The following is a 17,776-nucleotide window of genomic DNA, read 5'->3' as shown; positions in this document are numbered from 1 at the left end:
TTATTTTTTAATACCTTAGTGGTAAACATTAGATAATGTGTATTTGATGCGGTGTATTTTTTATCACCAACTTAACCGTTTATGCCTTCTAATCAGCGAACTCTTTTAGTTTGATTAAGAAAGCTTATATACGGCAATAGAATATAGCAGCCAGTCAATAAGTAAGGATACTACTTCTATCAGCGACAAACGCTACGTCAGCGCTGATGTGTTTTATTGACACGGATATGACTGCTTTACCACAAATTCTAATCTATTTTGAATTCAAGGACGCTGACCATGACGCCAAATAAACCTTGGCTTGCCCATTATCCGAATGGTGTACCTAAAACTGTCAATCCAGACAAATATAGCAGCATAATGGAGCTATACGAAGAGTGTTTCGAGCGCTTTCGTATGCACCCTATGACAATCTGTATGGGCGTCACTCATACTTATGGCGATGTCGATAAAGCGTCACTTGCAGTAGCAGCATGGTTGCAATCGCAAAATCTTCCTAAAGGCAGCGTTGTGGCCTTAATGATGCCAAACATTCCACAGTATTTACCGATCATGATTGGTATTTTACGAGCAGGATATGTTTGCACGCCAGTTAATCCTCTATATACAGGCCGTGAGCTACGCCATCAATTAAATGACTCTGGCGCTCAAGTTATTTTTGTGGTCGATAACTTCGCTCAAGCCCTCGAACAAGTCGTTGACGAGACCAATATCAAGCGCATCGTATTATCCAAACTGGGCGATATGATGGGACTCAAAGGCATGTTGGTCAATACCATCGTTCGTCAAGTCAAGCGTTTGATCCCAAAATACAAACTTGACGATCCAAAACACGAAGTGACCAAGTTCCCTGATGTACTTAAGAGGGGTAAAAATCTACCTTTCCATGCGCCAAAGATGAGCTTAGATCAATTGGCTATTTTGCAATACACAGGCGGTACGACAGGACTGTCTAAAGGTACGATACTTACCCAGCGCAATATTGTATCTGCTGCTTTGATGGCAGAAGCTTGGTATCGCCCTGTTACCTCAGAAATCAATGAGGTCTATATCAACATGGTCATGGCGCTACCGCTTTATCACATCTTTGCCTTTTCACTCAGCCTGTTAGGTATGCGTTCAGGCTACACGTTTATATTGGTGCCAAACCCACGTGATATGCCAGGTTTTGTCAAAACCTTATCAAAGCAGCCATTCCATATTTTCCCAGCGGTGAATACTCTATTCAAAGCACTACTGGAGCAGCCAAGCTTCAAAGAGCTGGACTTCAGCTCGCTTCGTATCTCACAAGCAGGTGGTATGGCGGCAACCGAACAAACAGCAACACGTTGGTTAGAAATCACAGGTTGCCCTATGGTTGAAGGTTGGGGAATGACTGAAGGGGTTGCCGGCGGTACTGCCAACCTTATCACTGATCGTAAGTTTAATGGCACTATTGGTATACCTGTGCCTAGTATCGACATCATTCTTATCGATGAGGATGGCAATCGTGTGGGCATCAACCAAGCAGGTGAGATGTGTATCAAAGGACCAAACGTGACGTCAGGTTATCTCAACAGAGAAAGTAGTGATGACTTTACCAGTGACGGTTATTTCAGAACCGGTGATATCGCCAGCATGGATTCAAAAGGCTATTTCACCTTACTTGATCGTAAAAAAGACATGATTTTGGTCTCAGGCTTTAACGTCTTCCCTAATGAGATTGAGTCTGTGATGCTGGACTGTGATGGTATTATTGATTGTGCAGTCATTGGGATTCCTGATGAGCGTCAAGGTGAAGCGGTGAAGATTTATATCGTCCCTGCTGATAACAACGTAACCAAAGAAGTGATTACAGAGTTTGCTTTAGACAACTTAACAGGCTATAAATGCCCACGTCACATCGAGTTTGTGAGTGAGCTGCCAAAGAGTAACGTCGGTAAAGTACTGCGTCAAAAGCTGCGCGAGAAACATATTTTAGACAACGCTTAAGTGCTTACTTTAAATAAATAATAAAAAGCCGCTTACAACATGCTGTAAGCGGCTTTTTATTTACTGCGATCAGCGCCAGTTGTGTTAACTGACTGTACTGACGACTTTAAGTGGCAAGTGTTTTAGTGCCTGACCGACAAATGACCATGGTAAACTTGGTACACAAGCTTCTTCTACGCCCGCTTCAATCGCGGCAACAATGGCCTTCGTGCCTGTGTCAGCATCGACTTCAAACGGTAATGGCTTGGCATTTTCATTAATCTCAGTACGAATATAGCCAGGATAAATGGTAGAGACTTTGATAGGAAGCTTGGTTAAGAGCATATCCGAGCGAATCCCTTCTGCCAGATGTGCCAATCCTGCTTTACTTGCCCCATAAGCGGTCAAATGCTTAGGCATTCCGCGCATGGCCGACATGCTTGATATGACCACCAAATGACCGCTGTTTTGTGCTCTAAAAATACTCATCGCAGCTTCACATTGCGCCAATGCCGATATGAAATTGATTTCGACGGTACGGCGATTGGTATCAAAACGCCCTTTACCGATACGGCGACTATCACCAATACCAGCATTGACCACCACTCGATCAATACTACCAAATTTTTCTGCAAAGGCATTAAACACATCAAAAATGGCATCATAATCGCTAACATCAAGCGTCTGATATTCAACACGTATATTAGGATACGCTGCTGTCAATTCTGACTGCAAACACTCCAAACGATCGACGCGGCGAGCGCAAATAGCAAGGTTGTAACCAAGCTTGGCAAAAAGCCTCGCCATCCCTTCACCTAACCCAGAACTGGCACCTGTAATAAGTACTGTTTTGTTTTGTCCAGCCTGCTTTTTATTTAGTTCTTGCAAGTAACGAGACGGCTGAACCGCGCTCAATATCTGTTTTTTACTTTGGTTGGCGCTTTTAACGACTAAATTGATCAACTTATTTTGCATGGACAATCCTTTTTTATAGATGTTGGGTAAAGTTGATAGTCTATAATACCGCAAATCTACAGATTGGGTCTGTCAGTTATAAAAATAAACAATAAGCAGGCAAAATGAGACTGCTGACTTTCGATATATAATCAACCGTCATCACCAAATAGTGATCACTATATCAGTCATTCAACGCATCTATGCTACATTCAATCAGCTTAGCGCCAAGTAACAAAGCGTTTGCCTTCACAAAACAGATGGCTGTACTCATTTAAAGACATCAAACGAGTGCTTTGCTCTTTTAGCGTAATGGATGTGACACCTGTGTTTACTAAGCTTTTGTTTAACTGATATGCGATTTGACTGCCTTGTTTTAATAGTTGCGCAGTGATGGCGGCAATCACACCACCTGAGGTAAACACCAATACTGTACTATCACAACCTAAATTCAAATCTGCCACTTTTGTACGAACTTGCTCAAGTGCTTGCTGCGCACGCTGATTAAATTGGGGCCAGCTCTCAATATAATCTTGATCATTGTCACCGCCATGCCAACGCTGCATCGCTTGATCGAATAACTCAGCAAGCCTTGTGTTTGGTACTTCTGATTTAGCAATTTCAGCAGCGATCGCAGCACGACTACTAAAAGCAGGATCCGATTTTTTAAATACATCTTGATGATTAAATTCATCAAACTGTGGCAGAATGTAACTCTCAGGCTCATCGATATTGATTGCGGACGACAAAGGCAGGGCTTTACTACAGTCGGTATTGATCGATGATTGGTAACGCGCCAAAAAATTTCGGGCAGAGTCCTGTTGTCTTACCAAGCTGCCTGTAAAGATAGCATCGATATGGCGCTGCGTGGTTGCATAATGTTTACCCAGCATTTGCGCCTGAGTACTACCCAACTCTGAAAGCTGATCGTAATTTTCTTGTCCAAAAGACGCCTGACCGTGACGCACCAGAAGTATGGTTGTCATAAATGAATCCCTTCTTATCATATCTTTCATAAATTGTTATTTGATTGTTTGCTCAGCAGACTTATGAGGCGCTGGTACAAAATAACTTTTGGGTAAAATGCCTTTAATAACAGACTGTACAGGACCTGGTAGCTGCTCAATGGTGGCAGCATCAATACCTCTGTCTTGCAAATGAGGCTGTACATGGCTGATAAACAATGCCTCGCCCTCATATTGAGCAATCAATTTAAGACATTTGGCATGCAATACATGCACAATGATCCAAAAATTCTTAAACGCAGGATTGGTCGTTTGTTTGTTGTAGTAACGATAGTAAATTTGCTGGACAATCCCTGCCAGACGGAATAGCCCAAACACTTCATAAAAAGTCCAGTTGTCTATTTTAAGCCCTGTCTGCTCAAGGTAATAATCAACCACTTCCTGACGGGTCATCATGCCTTTTAAATGGGTTGGCTGACGACGAGATTGCTGCATAATAATGTTATCATCTTCTTCAATCCAGTACGCCAAAGCACTACCCAAATCCATCAGAGGGTCACCCAATGTCGCCATTTCCCAATCGAGCACACCAATAACTTCCGTCGGATTATTGGCATCTAAAATTACATTGTCAAAGCGCCAATCATTATGAATGACACAGGTTTTACTGTCCGCAGGGGTGTGCTTACCCAACCATTGCCTCACTAACGCAAAACTTGGGACATTAGGCGTTTTTGCTTTGACATAGCGCGTATCCCAACCGCTGACCTGACGTTCGCAATAACCCTCGCCGCGACCTAAGCTCATTAGATCAGGATGCTGTTTATAATCCACTTGATGCAATTCAATCAATGCGTCGATGACATTGGTACATAAATCTCGCGTTTGTGCGGTGTCTAAATCGACACCCTTTGGTAGATTAGCACGAGGAATAATGCCTTCCATACGCTCCATGACATAAAAATCAGCGCCAATCACGCCTTCATCTGTACAGAGCGCCACCATTTTTGGCACATAGGGATAAGCATCTTTTAGCGCTTTTTGTACTGTATATTCGCGCACCATATCATGTGCTGATTTGGCTTTAGTGCCTTTTGGCGGACGACGCAAGATCAAATCCTGATTGTCATATTGCAGACGGTACGTCCAGTTTGATGCACCACCTGAAAATTGAGTAACGGTAGGTTCACCTTGTATATCAATTCCTTGATCGCGTAGCCATGTACTGACAGCTTGACTATCAAGCGCTTCGCCATCACGAACCTCGCCGCCTTTATCCAGTATCTGACTGTTGATCTTGGTGGACATATTTTTGTCATCGGTTTGGCTTTTAGAATAATCCGTTGCCATAAGATGTTCCTTATCCTGTGGTCATTTATTGTTAAAAATTTAGTGTTAAAAACTATCAAACTATCAAACTATCAAGTAATGAAAAATTCACTATTCAATCATTCATAGTGAATCCTTAAACGCCTTATTATGGTTTGATAGCTTTGCTTACTTTTGGGTCACGAGCTGACCGGTAACCCATAATTTGGGCATGCCTATGAGGACTTTTTATGTGCAGATGAGCGACCAAAACCTTGACGCTTTAATTCTAACTTGGCAATCATGGTTTTATGTACCTCATCAGGCCCATCAGCCAGTCGTAGTGCCCGTGCTTGCGCAAAGAAATTAGGTAGCATTGTGTCTTGGCACATGCCCATACCACCATGAATCTGGATTGCCATATCCACCACTTCTTGCAATACAGTAGGAGCGACAACTTTGATGGCTGATATTTCAGTGAGTGCGGCTTTTGTACCTTGAGCATCCATTTTTTGTGCCGCATATAAGGTTAGTAAGCGGGCTTGATCGATTTTGATACGGGCATCGCTGATACGCTCAAAATTTCCACCCAACTGTATTAAAGGTTTACCAAATGCTGTGCGTGCCATACCACGTTTCACTGCCAACTCAAGCGATTTTTCAGCAGCACCAATACAACGCATACAATGATGGATACGACCTGGCCCTAGACGCCCTTGAGCAATCTCAAAGCCCATGCCTGCGCCACCAATAAAGTGACTGACAGGCACTCGTACATTATTGAAGCTCACCTCGCCATGTCCATGTGGCGCATCATAATCGCCAAATACTTTTAACATGCGCTCGATATTGACGCCTGCTGTTTTGACTGGCACAAGCACCATAGAATGCTGATGATGACGGTCTTTGTTATCGTCAGCCGTGTATGCCATGACAATCAAGATATCAACGGCAGGATCACCAAGACCAGATGACCACCACTTACTACCATTGATGACGATCTCATCGCCCTCTACCACAGCGGTCGCTTGCATATTGGTCGCATCGCTCGAGGCCACATCAGGCTCCGTCATACAAAATACAGAGCGTGTTTTACCTTCCAAAATTGGGGTCAGCCATTTTTCCTGCTGCTCCTCAGAACCGTAGCGCCACAGTAGCTCCATGTTGCCGCTGTCAGGCGCATTACAGTTGAATACATAAGGCGCCAGCAAACTGCGACCGGTTAATTCTGCAATCGGTGCATAATCAGTGACCGAAAGACCAGCACCTAAGGTATCGTCTGGCAAAAATAAATTCCACAGTCCAGCTTCCCGTGCTTGTTTGCGTAAGCTCTCGTATTGTGCTGGCCACTGCCAGTTGCGCCAATTACCATCAGGGTTTTGCTCGTGACACTCATGCCAGAACTGCGCTTCAATGGGTTCGATCTGCGTCTCGATAAACGCTTTGACTTTCTTGTACATGGCTTGACCATGTTCTGTTGCCGTAAACATCAATGTATTGTTAGACATAGGTGACATCCTTTTCCTTATTTTCATCAGGTTCTAATAAACAATTTCTTATAGTGCACGTACGTATACTGTTTTTTGTCTCCTGTATTTATAACACAGCAGTTTTGAATAAACAGCAAAAAGGCGCGACCCGTTAGGACACGCCTTTTACAAAATACAAACAGTGCTCAGATGATTATCGGTAATTCCAAGTACTATCTAAAAATAATCATACTAATAATAGATCTACTTTAAGATGTTCAGACGGCTGTTTAAATCAAAACGAGCCAATGCATCTGGCAATTTATCGACTGCTATAGTTAGCGTCGCCTCTGCCGCTTGTGCCAGTCCAAGCTTTTCTGCCAATGTTGGCTTTTGACGAGAATGCAGTGCATACACCTCACTATCTTCCATACGAGCTAAGATATAACTATCTGACGTTTGTAGACTATCAATCAAGTTCAATTTTAGCGCATCTTCGCCGTACCAATGCTCACCAGTTGCGACTTTGGCTACATCCAACGTTGGACGGTAAGTATTAACAAAATGTTTGAATAACTCATGCGTCTGTTCCAGCTCTTCTTGGTACTTAGCGCGATCTTCTTCGTCATTTTCGCCAAATACAGTCACTGTACGTTTATAGTCACCAGCGGTGAACATCTCATAATCGACGTCATGATTTTTTAGCCATTTATGGAAGTTTGGCAATTGTGAAACCACACCGATTGACCCAATAATAGCAAATGGTGCAGCCACAACGTTGTCTGCAACACAAGCCATCATGTAGCCGCCGCTTGCAGCAACCTTATCCACACACACAGTCAGCTTTAGACCAGCTTCTTTCAAGCGTACCAATTGCGCGGCTGCCAGTCCGTAACCGTGTACGAGACCGCCGCCTGATTCGAGACGGACGACCACTTCATCACCTTTGTTTGCAGCACTAATCAGGGTACTGATTTCTTCCCGCAAATGCTTAACCGCTGTTGCTTTAATATCGCCATCGAAATCCAAAACGAACACTTGTGACTTGGTATTGGTACTAGAGCCTTTTTTCTTGTTTTTAGATTTGGCTTTTAATGCCTGTTTGGCTTTTTTAGCCATTGTTTTTTTAAATTGCTTAAGCGCATCTTTACCTTGTGTGGCTTCCATCAAGTCTTCACGGCGCTGTTTTTGCGCTTCATTAAGATGAAGTATCTTTAGTTCAATAGGGTTCTTAGGTGAATGAAACAACATAATGGTAATTCCTCAATTCAGTAGATATATCGATATGGCTGTTTTTATTAGCGTGCGGTTGATATGCGCACACTTGGCTAAGTTTTCAAGCAAACTGACAATATTTAACCCAATCCAAATGTTACTGAATAAATAAGTCTGATACCGACGTATTACTCTATTCTGATTAAACGCATCTGGTTGTATAACAATGGCAGATTAGGCATAATATGCGTTTGTATCAAATCTTCTGTAGCCAACGTGATGACCTTTGTCTAAATCGCGTTGTTTGTGCTTTTTTTGCAAATGGCTTGAATCGCGCGGCAATGGCTGCATTATTGTACTTTGAATTGGGCTGATAACTGGATAACTATATTATGACGCATAGCGAATACCGAGACGAATATTGCGGAGCCGTAACCGAAAGCTTACTTGAGCAAACCATTAGTGTCGTAGGCTGGGTACATCGTCGTCGCGATCATGGCGGCGTGATTTTCTTGGACATGCGTGACCGCGCTGGTATCTTGCAGGTAGTTGTCGATCCTGATACCCCAGAAGCCTTTGCTACTGCCGATGCGGTACGTCCTGAATACGTACTAAAAATAACTGGTCGCGTACGTCGCCGTTATGAAGGTACTGAAAACAATACCATGACCAGTGGCCAAATCGAGCTATTGGGCAAAGAAATTGAAGTACTTGCCAAGTCTGAAACGCCGCCATTCCCATTGAATGACGAAAAAACCAACGTATCAGAAGACTTGCGTCTGAAATATCGCTATCTTGATATGCGCCGTCCGCAGATGCAAGAGCGTATGGTGTTCCGTGCCAAGGCCACATCAGCGATTCGTCGTTACTTAGATGATCATGGCTTCTTAGACGTTGAAACGCCTATCTTGACCCGTGCCACACCAGAAGGCGCGCGTGATTATCTTGTACCTTCACGCACACGCCCAGGTAATTTCTTTGCATTACCACAATCACCACAGCTGTTTAAGCAATTATTAATGGTGTCAGGTTTTGATCGTTATTATCAAATCGCTAAATGTTTCCGTGATGAAGACTTACGCGCTGATCGTCAGCCTGAATTCACTCAAGTCGATATTGAGACTTCTTTCTTAAATGAAGAAGAAATCATGAACATCAATGAAGGCCTCATCAAGCATTTATTTAAAACGATGATGGACGTTGAGTTCGATCAATTCCCACGTATGACTTATGCAGAAGCGATGCGTGACTACGCCTCAGACAAGCCTGACTTGCGTATTCCATTGAAATTGGTTGACGTTGCAGATTTGATGAAAGACGTTGATTTCAAAGTGTTTGCTGGCCCTGCTAACGATCCTAAAGGTCGTGTGGCTGCCCTTCGCATTCCTGGTGGCGCCTCATTAAGCCGTAAGCAAATCGATGCTTATACCAAGTTCGTTGGTATCTATGGCGCGCGCGGCTTGGCTTATATTAAAGTCAATGATGCAAGCAGCATTAACAATGGTGTGGATCAAGAATCGGGTCTACAGTCACCCATCATCAAAAACATGACTGATGATGTTCTGGTTAGCCTAATCGAGCGTACTGCTGCAGAAGATGGCGATATTATTTTCTTCGGTGCAGATAAAGCGAGTGTGGTGAATGATGCCATTGGTGCACTTCGTCAAAAGATTGGTCTAGATCTTGAGATGACGACTTGTCAGTGGGCACCACTTTGGGTGACTGACTTCCCAATGTTTGAAGAGACAGACGATGGTCGTTGGACGTCTATGCATCACCCATTTACCAAGCCTAAAGGCTCTGTTGAAGAGTTGAAAAACAACCCAGAATCTGCCCTTTCTATCGCTTATGATATGGTACTAAATGGTACTGAGGTTGGCGGTGGTAGCTTACGTATCAATACCTACGATATGCAACAGGCCGTACTTGATGCACTAGGTATCGGTGAGCAGGAAGCTGAAGACAAATTTGGTTTCTTACTTGACGCGCTAAAATTTGGTGCACCACCGCATGGTGGCTTGGCGTTTGGTTTGGATCGTCTGATCATGCTCATGGTAGGCGCAGACTCTATTCGTGATGTCATCGCTTTCCCAAAAACCAAGACGGCTGAGTGTCCACTAACTCAAGCGCCTGCTGAAGTCGATAGCAAGCAGTTACGTGATCTTGGTATCCGTGTGCGCGAGAAAGCACAAGCTGATACCAAATAATAAACGATGTGATGATGTTTGGTTATTTTTTACGCCACATGTTAGGTGATTTATCACCATATGGATATTCATGAATCCATATCATGTTTTTAAATACGTGCCATTGTCTATATTACAGACAATGGCACGTATTGTTGCCTGGGTAATTATTAAGATGCCTCGTTTAAGCATCATGCGTACCATACATATCAATATGGCGCTGATTGCTCCTACCTTATCTAATTCACACAAAAAAGCTCTGACTAAAGACATTATTTATCATCAATGTTTGACCAGTATTGAGTCTATCAAAAGCTGGGCAATGCCACCCGAATGGAGCATTGATCAGATCCGCGATGTTCATAATAAAGATATTTTATTAGAAGGACTGGCCAGTCCCAACGGCATGCTTGCTATCGTCCCGCACCTTGGTACATGGGAGATGATGAACGCATGGCTCAATCAATTTGGCTCACCAACCATTATGTACAAGCCTGTCAAAGGCCGTATAACCAATGATTTTGTGCTAAAAGGTCGTGCAAGGCTTAATGCAACTTTAGTGCCTACTGATGGTAGTGGCGTTAAAGCTGTATTTAAAACGCTCAAACAAGGTGGTTTTAGTATTGTTTTACCAGACCACGTACCTGACCCTTCAGGAGGGGTGGTCGTGCCTTTTTTTGGTATTAATACCTTAACCAGTACGCTCGCCTCCAAACTTGCCAGTAAAACCAAATGTGCATTGGTTGGCTTATCTTGTATTCGCCGTGACGATGGACGTGGTTTTGATATTTATTGCTACAAACTTGATGATCCAGACTTGCACGACCGTAATGTTGAAACAGCCACAGAGGCTCTCAATCGAGCCATGGAGCATATGATTAAAGACAACTGTAGTCATTATATGTGGGGCTATCGACGTTTTAAGCGCATACCAAAATTGGGCAACCCTTATAGAAAAGACAAAGCAATTTTAGCAGCCTTTATTCAAGCGCATTATGCTACCACGTCCGATCGTTCTGACAATGGTTTAGGTGGTAATATTAAGTTCGATAATCACGGATAATAACGATAATATGGTTTAACTATATAGAAATATCATCAGTGGCAGTTATGCTAATATTGGCCAAATCTTGCATATTTACTTTTTTATTTTTCGTCCTTCATTTACCTCACTATTATCTCACTACGAGTGCATTATGACATCTGACGTAACTAAGACCACTTCCATAGATTCAACTCACACCCGCGATGATACTGCTGACCAGCGCCATATTATTTGTATGAAATGGGGAGATAAATACGGTCCTGAATACGTCAATCGTCTTTACAATATGGTCAGTCGTCATCTGACATTAGATTTCCAGATGGTTTGTTTGACTGATGACAGCACCGGTATTGATCCTGCCATTATTTGTTATCCTATCCCTGAAATGGACTTGCCGGCAGGTCCTGAACGTGGTTGGAAGAAGCTCACCACCTTTAAGCCTGAGCTGTATGATCTTAAAGGTGTAGCGTTGTTTTTAGATATTGATATTGTGATTGTCGATAATATCGATGCGTTTTTTACTTACCAAGCGAAGCATGAAGACAGTGTGGTCATTATCCGCGACTGGAAAAAGCCGTGGCGTATGATTGGTAACAGTTCGGTGTATCGCTTTAATATTGGTATGAACACTTATCCTGATTTGCTCGCAAACTTTGAGCGCAACTTTGAAACCATCCGCACCCAAGTACGTCATGAACAAGCATATCTATCTAACTATTTACGTGAGCATCATCATCTAGAATACTGGGATAAGACATGGTGCGTGAGTTTTAAATATCAATGTATGGCACCTATTCCTTTTAATTTAGTACGTGCACCGACGTTGCCTAATGGTGCAAAAATTGTGGTATTCCATGGAGAGATTAATCCGCCCGATGCGATTGATGGCGGCGGTGGTAAATGGTATCGCCACGCAAAGCCCAGTCCTTGGTTAAAACAATACTGGCAGTAATTAGCATTTGATAGTAGCGATATTCGAGTGATTTAAAGACAGGGCATTACGGTATAAAATATCTATAGTCGAAGGCAAATACTGGAAAATAGTATGGCGCTCTATTTGAGGTTACCTACTACCGCTAGGTTTAATATTGATAACGAGATTGTCGTTATCAAGGCTTTTAATGCCAATGAGCCCGAGCAAAGCTTACTGGGACAAGACGTCAACATTATCGCTTCAGGCCCATCCATACAGCAATTGCCGTTGCCTGAACTATTGGCCACATCCACTATTTTCGTTAATGGTAGCCTTAGCCTGAGTGGTAATTATCACTTTACCAATATTGTAGGCTATGTCATTAGCGATGCGCGCTTTATCTGCCATCGACCTGAAATTTTAAGGCAGTACTATACTGGTCAACCTTTATACGCAACCTTAGCTGTCTTTGAAGCAATGGCGACCACTCATCCTGAGATTATGCTTACGCATCATCATTCCATGCGTGTACTGTATCCAGTAGATAGGCCATGGGGAGTAAAATCAAACAAACTCTCCTTCAGTAAACTCATCTTTAAGAAAAAACGACTGAATAAAAAGATGCCGCTGTCTTACTTTATAAACCATCCAGACTTTATTATTGATGGCTGCCATAAATCTGCTGAGATTGGTGTCTCTCTTAATGTTACTAATGGATTTGTTGAGGCAGGTACTGTGGCTTATGTAGCCATGCAACTGGCCTTTTCACGTCAAGTTGCTGCTATTCATCTGTATGGCGTTGACTTACTCAACAGCGATCAACCCCGATTTTATGAAAATGACAGTGACAGTGCTCCAAGTACACTCAATAAAGTAACAAGTGAGCGCATTGTCCCTGCATTTAACTTATTGGGTAAAGTTTACAAAGCGCGCGGCGTGTCTGTCATCAATCACTCCCCTGTCTCTCAAGCATTATTCGACTACCTATAATCCTACTTATCTGACAAGTTTTGTACCAAATGCCAAATATTGCTTGGCGATATGATGTGGTAATAGTTGCTGATTTAAGGGTACGACGTACTGTGCTCGATCATTTATTGCTTGATCGATGAGCATCGCTAATCCGTCAATATCGTCTACAGGTATCAAGTTTTTGGCTGGTAAGAGCTCCCTTGGACCAAACGGACAATCGGTACTGATTACTGGCACGCTCAGTGCTTGTGCCTCTACAATAACGTAGCCAAAACCTTCAAACTTAGAGGTCAGCACCATCAATGCTGCTGAAGCAATCAACGGATATGGATTGCTTTGAAAGCCTAAAAATCTGACACAGTCACTGATGCCAAGTTGACGGGCTAACTGCTTACTTTCCGCTTCAAGCTTGCCTTTACCAACTAATACTAAAGGCATTTTGCGCTCCGTTTTTGCATAAGCTTGTAGCAAGTCTAGATGACCTTTCATCGTATCAAACGAGGCAACATGAATAATATAGTTATTTTTTATGAGGCCAAGTTGTTCGATATCTCGTGTTTGCTCTGCTTTAGTCTTAATATTGATCATGTCGCAAGGGTTATAAATTGTCGTAGTTTGAGTCACTGCTCCCAAAAGCGACAGTAAATCCTTACGCGCACCCTCGCTCACGCAGCTACAAGGATGCGCACCATAGACCATTCGCAGATGCTTGAGGCTTTGTATGGGCGCATCTGATAATTGATCCTGAAACTGCTTGGACAACGTTGTGTGCAATACATTAACGATATTGGGTAATTGGCTATATGCCATTATCCAATTTATTTTATATATGTTAGCCAATATCAAATCAGGCGTTCCTATGTGGCTTAGCACATAACTATCAATCCGCTGAGCAACAGCTCTATAGTCCGTTGATTGGGTGGAAACTGGCGCAATATCTTGAGGGGAAAATACCTTATCATATGGCACGACATGATAGTGAATTTCAGCACCCAAGGACATGTCTTGCGTGTTTTCCAAACATAAAATATGAACGCTATGGCCCATTCTTACATAAGCACTTGCTAACGTTGTTACCATACGCTCAGCACCGCGACCTTCAAGCGCTTTTAAAATAAATAGAATAGTTGCAGGCATTGTTATTCCAGCTTAAGGTTGTAGAAATATAAGTATGGCAGACTGGTCAAATAAGAATATCGACGGTTACGATTATTGCCAACTTTTGACTTTGTATGCTAGTCTCAGCTACCTTTGGCCCTAAGCTTATACTGATTGAAGTCTGGTTATACTCTTTCGCATAGAGTAATGTCCAGTTTTTGCTATATAAATCAGTTAGATCTTGCCAATCTCAATACGAGTAAATATTATAGCTGAGCCAATATAACGACCAAAAACCAGCATATCACTATAATACGGTCATAAAAACAGGATCAGTCATGAAACAGTCTGACGAAAAAATAGTAGACGTTGTCATTGCTTGGGTGGACGGCGCAGACCCTACACTCAAACAAAAAAGAGAGCATTATAAGTCAGGAAAAACAGTCGCGTCAGATGCGATAACAGCGACACGTTTCGCGAGTGACGATGAAATATATTATAATGTGGCCTCTATCATCAAATATGTGCCTTTTTGTCGTCACATTTATATTGTCACCGACCAGCAGCAACCAGCGCTCATTGATGAGTTCGCCAAGCAAAAAATCTGTTCAGCAGATAAAATACGTATTATCGATCACAAAGAAATATTTACAGGTTATGAAGCATTTTTACCGACCTTTAATACCCGATCCATTGAAACAATGATATGGAATATCAAAGGACTGTCTGATTATTTTATTTATATGAATGACGATTTCTTTTTTAATCAGCCAGTGACGATTACTGACTTTTTGGATGAGGAAAAACTCATTATTCATGGTAAGTGGCGTAAAAGTACCGCTTTGAACGCCAAACTTAACTTTCGAAAATCTCGCTTTAAGTTATTTGGCACGCCTATTCAGCCAAGGCATACGATAGCGCAAATGTTAAGTGCTAAAATACTTGGGATGGATAAATTTTTTGAGATTCATCATTATCCTCATATTGTCGATAAAAATATTTTACAAACCTATTGGTTACATCATCCACAATTATTGAATGAGCAGATAAAATATAAGTTTAGAGACGTCGAGCAAGTGAATCCCATCACTCTAATGAACCACCTAAAAATTCAAAAGAGTGAAGCAATTTTAAAACCTGATACATCTATCAATTATCTAAAAAATGAGCATAGCGTAGAGAGTTTTATCAATGACTTGGAAGACAAAAGCATCAAATATGGTTGTATTCAAAGCTTAGACCTTCTTCAGCCAGATCTATATAAAAAAATTAGCAAAGCCATGAGACAGAAATTTTCGGATTGTCTTCCCGATGCTGTAATAAAAAATGACAGTAAGCAGACCTGAATGTATTTGACCCACGCTTGAACTATCATTAGCATCACCTACTCTTGGTTCAAACCAAGAAAAGTTAAAAATTATTTGGATATAATATGAAAATAGCAGTAGTAGGTACAGGCTACGTAGGCTTATCAAACGCAATGCTATTGGCCCAGCACAATGAAGTTGTGGCTGTCGATGTCGTCCCTGAAAAAATCAAATCATTAAATGCAAAGCAATCTCCTATCGAAGATGAAGATATTGAAGATTTTTTATCACACAAAAACCTCAATTTTTCTGCGACACTTGATGCCAAAGACGCTTATCAGAATGCTGATTTTATCATCATAGCAACGCCAACTGATTACGATACCAAGACCAATTATTTTAATACCTCAACCGTAGAGACAGTGATTGAGCAAGTGCTTTTGGTCAACCAACAAGCCACCATTATCATAAAATCTACGGTGCCAGTTGGATATACAGCGAATATCAGAGAACGTTATGCGACTGACCGTATTATTTTTTCGCCTGAATTTTTGCGAGAAGGTAAAGCACTGCATGACAATTTATACCCTTCTCGAATCATTGTAGGCGCACAGTCTGAGCAAGCTCAGATTTTTGCTAACTTGCTACTTGAAGGTGCCATCAAAAAAGATGCGCCTATATTGTTTGTAGAGTCCACTGAAGCTGAGGCGATTAAGTTATTTTCTAATACTTATCTAGCGATGCGTGTGGCATATTTTAACGAGCTTGATACTTATGCACAAACTTTTGGACTTGAGACCAAGCAAATTATAGAAGGTATTGGCTTAGATCCACGCATTGGCAATCATTATAATAATCCCTCATTTGGTTACGGCGGCTATTGTCTACCTAAAGACACTAAGCAATTATTGGCAAATTATGACGAAGTACCCAGTAACCTTATAAAGGCTATCGTTGACTCTAATAGAACCCGTAAAGACTTTATCGCTGATAAAATCATTGAGAGAAAGCCAAAAATTGTAGGTATACACCGACTGGTCATGAAAAGCGGTTCAGACAACTTTAGAGCTTCTGCCATACAGGGAATTATGAAACGTATTAAGGCAAAGGGTATTGAAGTTGTGGTTTATGAACCCGTATTAAAAGAAGATGATTTCTTTAACTCAAGAGTGATTCGTGACCTAGAAGCTTTTAAATCAATGAGTGATGTCATCGTCGCAAACCGCTTATCTAATGATATAGAAGATGTCGCGGACAAAGTATTCACACGTGACTTATTTGGGAGCGACTGATGAAAATACTCGTCACTGGTGCGGCAGGCTTTATTGGTTTTCATTTAATCAAAGCGTTGTTAGAAGCAAACCCAAAAATAGACGTAGCTGACAATGAGGATTTGATTGTTGGTATTGATAATATCAACGACTATTATGACGTCGGTCTAAAACAAGAGCGCTTAAAAATACTCAGTGAGATATCAACGCCAGAAAAATTTGTATTCATCAAGCTAGATCTTGCTGATCGCAAAGGCATGTCTGATATTTTTTCCACTTATCAATTTGATACCGTCATTAATTTGGGTGCTCAAGCTGGGGTGCGCTACTCCATTGATAACCCAAATGCTTACATTGATTCAAACGTGGTTGGTTTTGTGAATATATTAGAGGGCTGTCGTCACCACAAGATCAAACACCTAATTTATGCCAGCTCTAGCTCTGTCTATGGCATGAATATCAAACAGCCTTTTACCACTGCTGATTGTGTTGACTTCCCCATCAGTTTATACGCTGCTACCAAAAAATCCAACGAGCTGATGGCACATAGTTACAGTCATCTATACAATGTCCCTACGACAGGATTGCGCTTTTTTACGGTGTATGGTCCTTATGGACGCCCTGACATGGCATACTTTTCTTTTACCAAAAAGATCTTAGCTGGCGAACCAATCAATGTTTTCAATAATGGCGATATGCAGCGTGACTTTACCTATATTGACGATATCATAAAAGGTATTATCAGAATAGTCGACAAGCCTCCCACTCCTCAGTATTCTACTATTACAACAGCGACTGCTCCCTACAAAATTTATAATATCGGCAATAATCAGCCCGTGACGTTACGACGCTTTATCACTGCTATCGAAGACGCTTGTGGTAGAAAAGCTCAGGAAAACCTACTACCGATGCAAGCAGGCGACGTGCCGATTACTTACGCCGACATAGATGAATTGGTAGATGATATCGGCTTTAAACCTGAAACCAGTATCGAGGAAGGTATTGGAAAATTTGTGGATTGGTATAAACAATATTATTCAGTCTAGATAAAAAACATCTCCAACCCCTCATAATTCAACCGTTTGATCTTTAATATCATTATATTTGCTCAAAGGATTCTACA

Annotated in this window: 14 protein-coding genes; 8 read left to right on the top strand and 6 right to left on the bottom strand. The window is 41.8% G+C overall.

The genetic code is table 11. The features are described from left to right. Positions 1-279 precede the first annotated feature (279 nt). Positions 280-1,971, top strand: coding sequence for an AMP-binding protein (locus FW759_RS08690; protein ID WP_443508770.1), 1,692 nt, complete (start codon positions 280-282; stop codon positions 1,969-1,971). Positions 1,972-2,055: 84 nt separating this feature from the next. Here the strand turns inward: FW759_RS08690 and FW759_RS08685 are convergent, their stop codons facing one another. The 5 genes from FW759_RS08685 to sohB all read right to left on the bottom strand — a co-directional run bounded on the left by FW759_RS08685 (position 2,056) and on the right by sohB (position 7,897). After that, positions 2,056-2,925, bottom strand: coding sequence for an SDR family oxidoreductase (locus tag FW759_RS08685; protein ID WP_095568524.1), 870 nt, complete (start codon positions 2,923-2,925; stop codon positions 2,056-2,058). Positions 2,926-3,125: 200 nt separating this feature from the next. After that, positions 3,126-3,890 (bottom strand): histidine phosphatase family protein, encoded by a 765-nt coding sequence (locus FW759_RS08680; RefSeq protein WP_353671333.1) that lies wholly within the window; start codon positions 3,888-3,890, stop codon positions 3,126-3,128. A 36-nt stretch (positions 3,891-3,926) separates the two neighbouring features. Next, a complete protein-coding gene (locus FW759_RS08675) occupies positions 3,927-5,177 on the bottom strand; it encodes a phosphotransferase family protein (protein WP_446442767.1) in 1,251 nt (416 codons plus the stop codon). 236 nt (positions 5,178-5,413) lie between these two features. After that, the gene (locus tag FW759_RS08670; RefSeq protein ID WP_446442766.1) at positions 5,414-6,667 is read right to left on the bottom strand and encodes an acyl-CoA dehydrogenase family protein; all 1,254 of its coding nucleotides are present in this window, start codon (positions 6,665-6,667) and stop codon (positions 5,414-5,416) included. A gap of 243 nt (positions 6,668-6,910) precedes the next feature. Beyond that, positions 6,911-7,897: a protease SohB gene (gene sohB / locus FW759_RS08665; RefSeq protein ID WP_095568527.1), complete on the bottom strand. Its 987-nt coding sequence runs from the start codon at positions 7,895-7,897 to the stop codon at positions 6,911-6,913. Positions 7,898-8,253: 356 nt separating this feature from the next. Here sohB and aspS point away from each other — a divergent pair, with 356 nt between their 5' ends. The 4 genes from aspS (at position 8,254) to FW759_RS08645 (ending at position 12,995) form a co-directional block, all read left to right on the top strand. Next, positions 8,254-10,068 (top strand): aspartate--tRNA ligase, encoded by a 1,815-nt coding sequence (aspS, locus tag FW759_RS08660; RefSeq protein ID WP_353671332.1) that lies wholly within the window; start codon positions 8,254-8,256, stop codon positions 10,066-10,068. A 58-nt stretch (positions 10,069-10,126) separates the two neighbouring features. Further along, positions 10,127-11,110 carry a lysophospholipid acyltransferase family protein gene (locus FW759_RS08655; RefSeq protein ID WP_443508861.1) on the top strand — a complete coding sequence of 328 codons (984 nt, stop codon included), beginning with the start codon at positions 10,127-10,129 and terminating at the stop codon, positions 11,108-11,110. Between the two features lie 133 nt (positions 11,111-11,243). Continuing rightward, positions 11,244-12,044, top strand: a complete 801-nt coding sequence (locus FW759_RS08650) for a glycosyltransferase (RefSeq protein ID WP_353671331.1) — start codon at positions 11,244-11,246, stop codon at positions 12,042-12,044. Between the two features lie 93 nt (positions 12,045-12,137). Beyond that, positions 12,138-12,995 (top strand): hypothetical protein, encoded by an 858-nt coding sequence (locus tag FW759_RS08645; protein ID WP_446442733.1) that lies wholly within the window; start codon positions 12,138-12,140, stop codon positions 12,993-12,995. 6 nt (positions 12,996-13,001) lie between these two features. On the opposite strand, the gene FW759_RS08640 is transcribed toward FW759_RS08645, so the two are convergent. Further along, positions 13,002-14,114, bottom strand: a complete 1,113-nt coding sequence (locus FW759_RS08640) for a glycosyltransferase (protein ID WP_446442732.1) — start codon at positions 14,112-14,114, stop codon at positions 13,002-13,004. Positions 14,115-14,413: 299 nt separating this feature from the next. Here FW759_RS08640 and FW759_RS08635 point away from each other — a divergent pair, with 299 nt between their 5' ends. From FW759_RS08635 to FW759_RS08625, 3 genes are all read left to right on the top strand, one after another. After that, positions 14,414-15,421 (top strand): Stealth CR1 domain-containing protein, encoded by a 1,008-nt coding sequence (locus FW759_RS08635; RefSeq protein ID WP_353671327.1) that lies wholly within the window; start codon positions 14,414-14,416, stop codon positions 15,419-15,421. An 86-nt stretch (positions 15,422-15,507) separates the two neighbouring features. Continuing rightward, positions 15,508-16,674: a nucleotide sugar dehydrogenase gene (locus FW759_RS08630; protein WP_446442731.1), complete on the top strand. Its 1,167-nt coding sequence runs from the start codon at positions 15,508-15,510 to the stop codon at positions 16,672-16,674. After that, positions 16,674-17,699, top strand: coding sequence for an NAD-dependent epimerase (locus tag FW759_RS08625; RefSeq protein WP_353671326.1), 1,026 nt, complete (start codon positions 16,674-16,676; stop codon positions 17,697-17,699). Before FW759_RS08630 ends, FW759_RS08625 begins: the two co-directional genes overlap by 1 nt. The last annotated feature ends 77 nt before the right edge of the window (positions 17,700-17,776 follow it).

It is taken from the genome of Psychrobacter sp. 1176_08, from assembly GCF_052850615.1.
The sequence above is the reverse complement of the archived record's forward strand: the minus strand, read 5'-3'. Positions and strand labels throughout refer to the sequence as shown.

Coding starts and splice junctions, on each gene's coding strand:
- FW759_RS08675 (WP_446442767.1), bottom strand. CDS start 5,177: ATGTCCACCAAGATCAACAGTCAGATACTGGATAAAGGCGGCGAGGTT.
- FW759_RS08625 (WP_353671326.1), top strand. CDS start 16,674: ATGAAAATACTCGTCACTGGTGCGGCAGGCTTTATTGGTTTTCATTTA.
- FW759_RS08645 (WP_446442733.1), top strand. CDS start 12,138: ATGGCGCTCTATTTGAGGTTACCTACTACCGCTAGGTTTAATATTGAT.
- FW759_RS08630 (WP_446442731.1), top strand. CDS start 15,508: ATGAAAATAGCAGTAGTAGGTACAGGCTACGTAGGCTTATCAAACGCA.
- sohB (WP_095568527.1), bottom strand. CDS start 7,897: ATGTTGTTTCATTCACCTAAGAACCCTATTGAACTAAAGATACTTCAT.
- FW759_RS08685 (WP_095568524.1), bottom strand. CDS start 2,925: ATGCAAAATAAGTTGATCAATTTAGTCGTTAAAAGCGCCAACCAAAGT.
- FW759_RS08680 (WP_353671333.1), bottom strand. CDS start 3,890: ATGACAACCATACTTCTGGTGCGTCACGGTCAGGCGTCTTTTGGACAA.
- FW759_RS08670 (WP_446442766.1), bottom strand. CDS start 6,667: ATGTTTACGGCAACAGAACATGGTCAAGCCATGTACAAGAAAGTCAAA.
- aspS (WP_353671332.1), top strand. CDS start 8,254: ATGACGCATAGCGAATACCGAGACGAATATTGCGGAGCCGTAACCGAA.
- FW759_RS08650 (WP_353671331.1), top strand. CDS start 11,244: ATGACATCTGACGTAACTAAGACCACTTCCATAGATTCAACTCACACC.
- FW759_RS08640 (WP_446442732.1), bottom strand. CDS start 14,114: ATGCCTGCAACTATTCTATTTATTTTAAAAGCGCTTGAAGGTCGCGGT.
- FW759_RS08635 (WP_353671327.1), top strand. CDS start 14,414: ATGAAACAGTCTGACGAAAAAATAGTAGACGTTGTCATTGCTTGGGTG.
- FW759_RS08690 (WP_443508770.1), top strand. CDS start 280: ATGACGCCAAATAAACCTTGGCTTGCCCATTATCCGAATGGTGTACCT.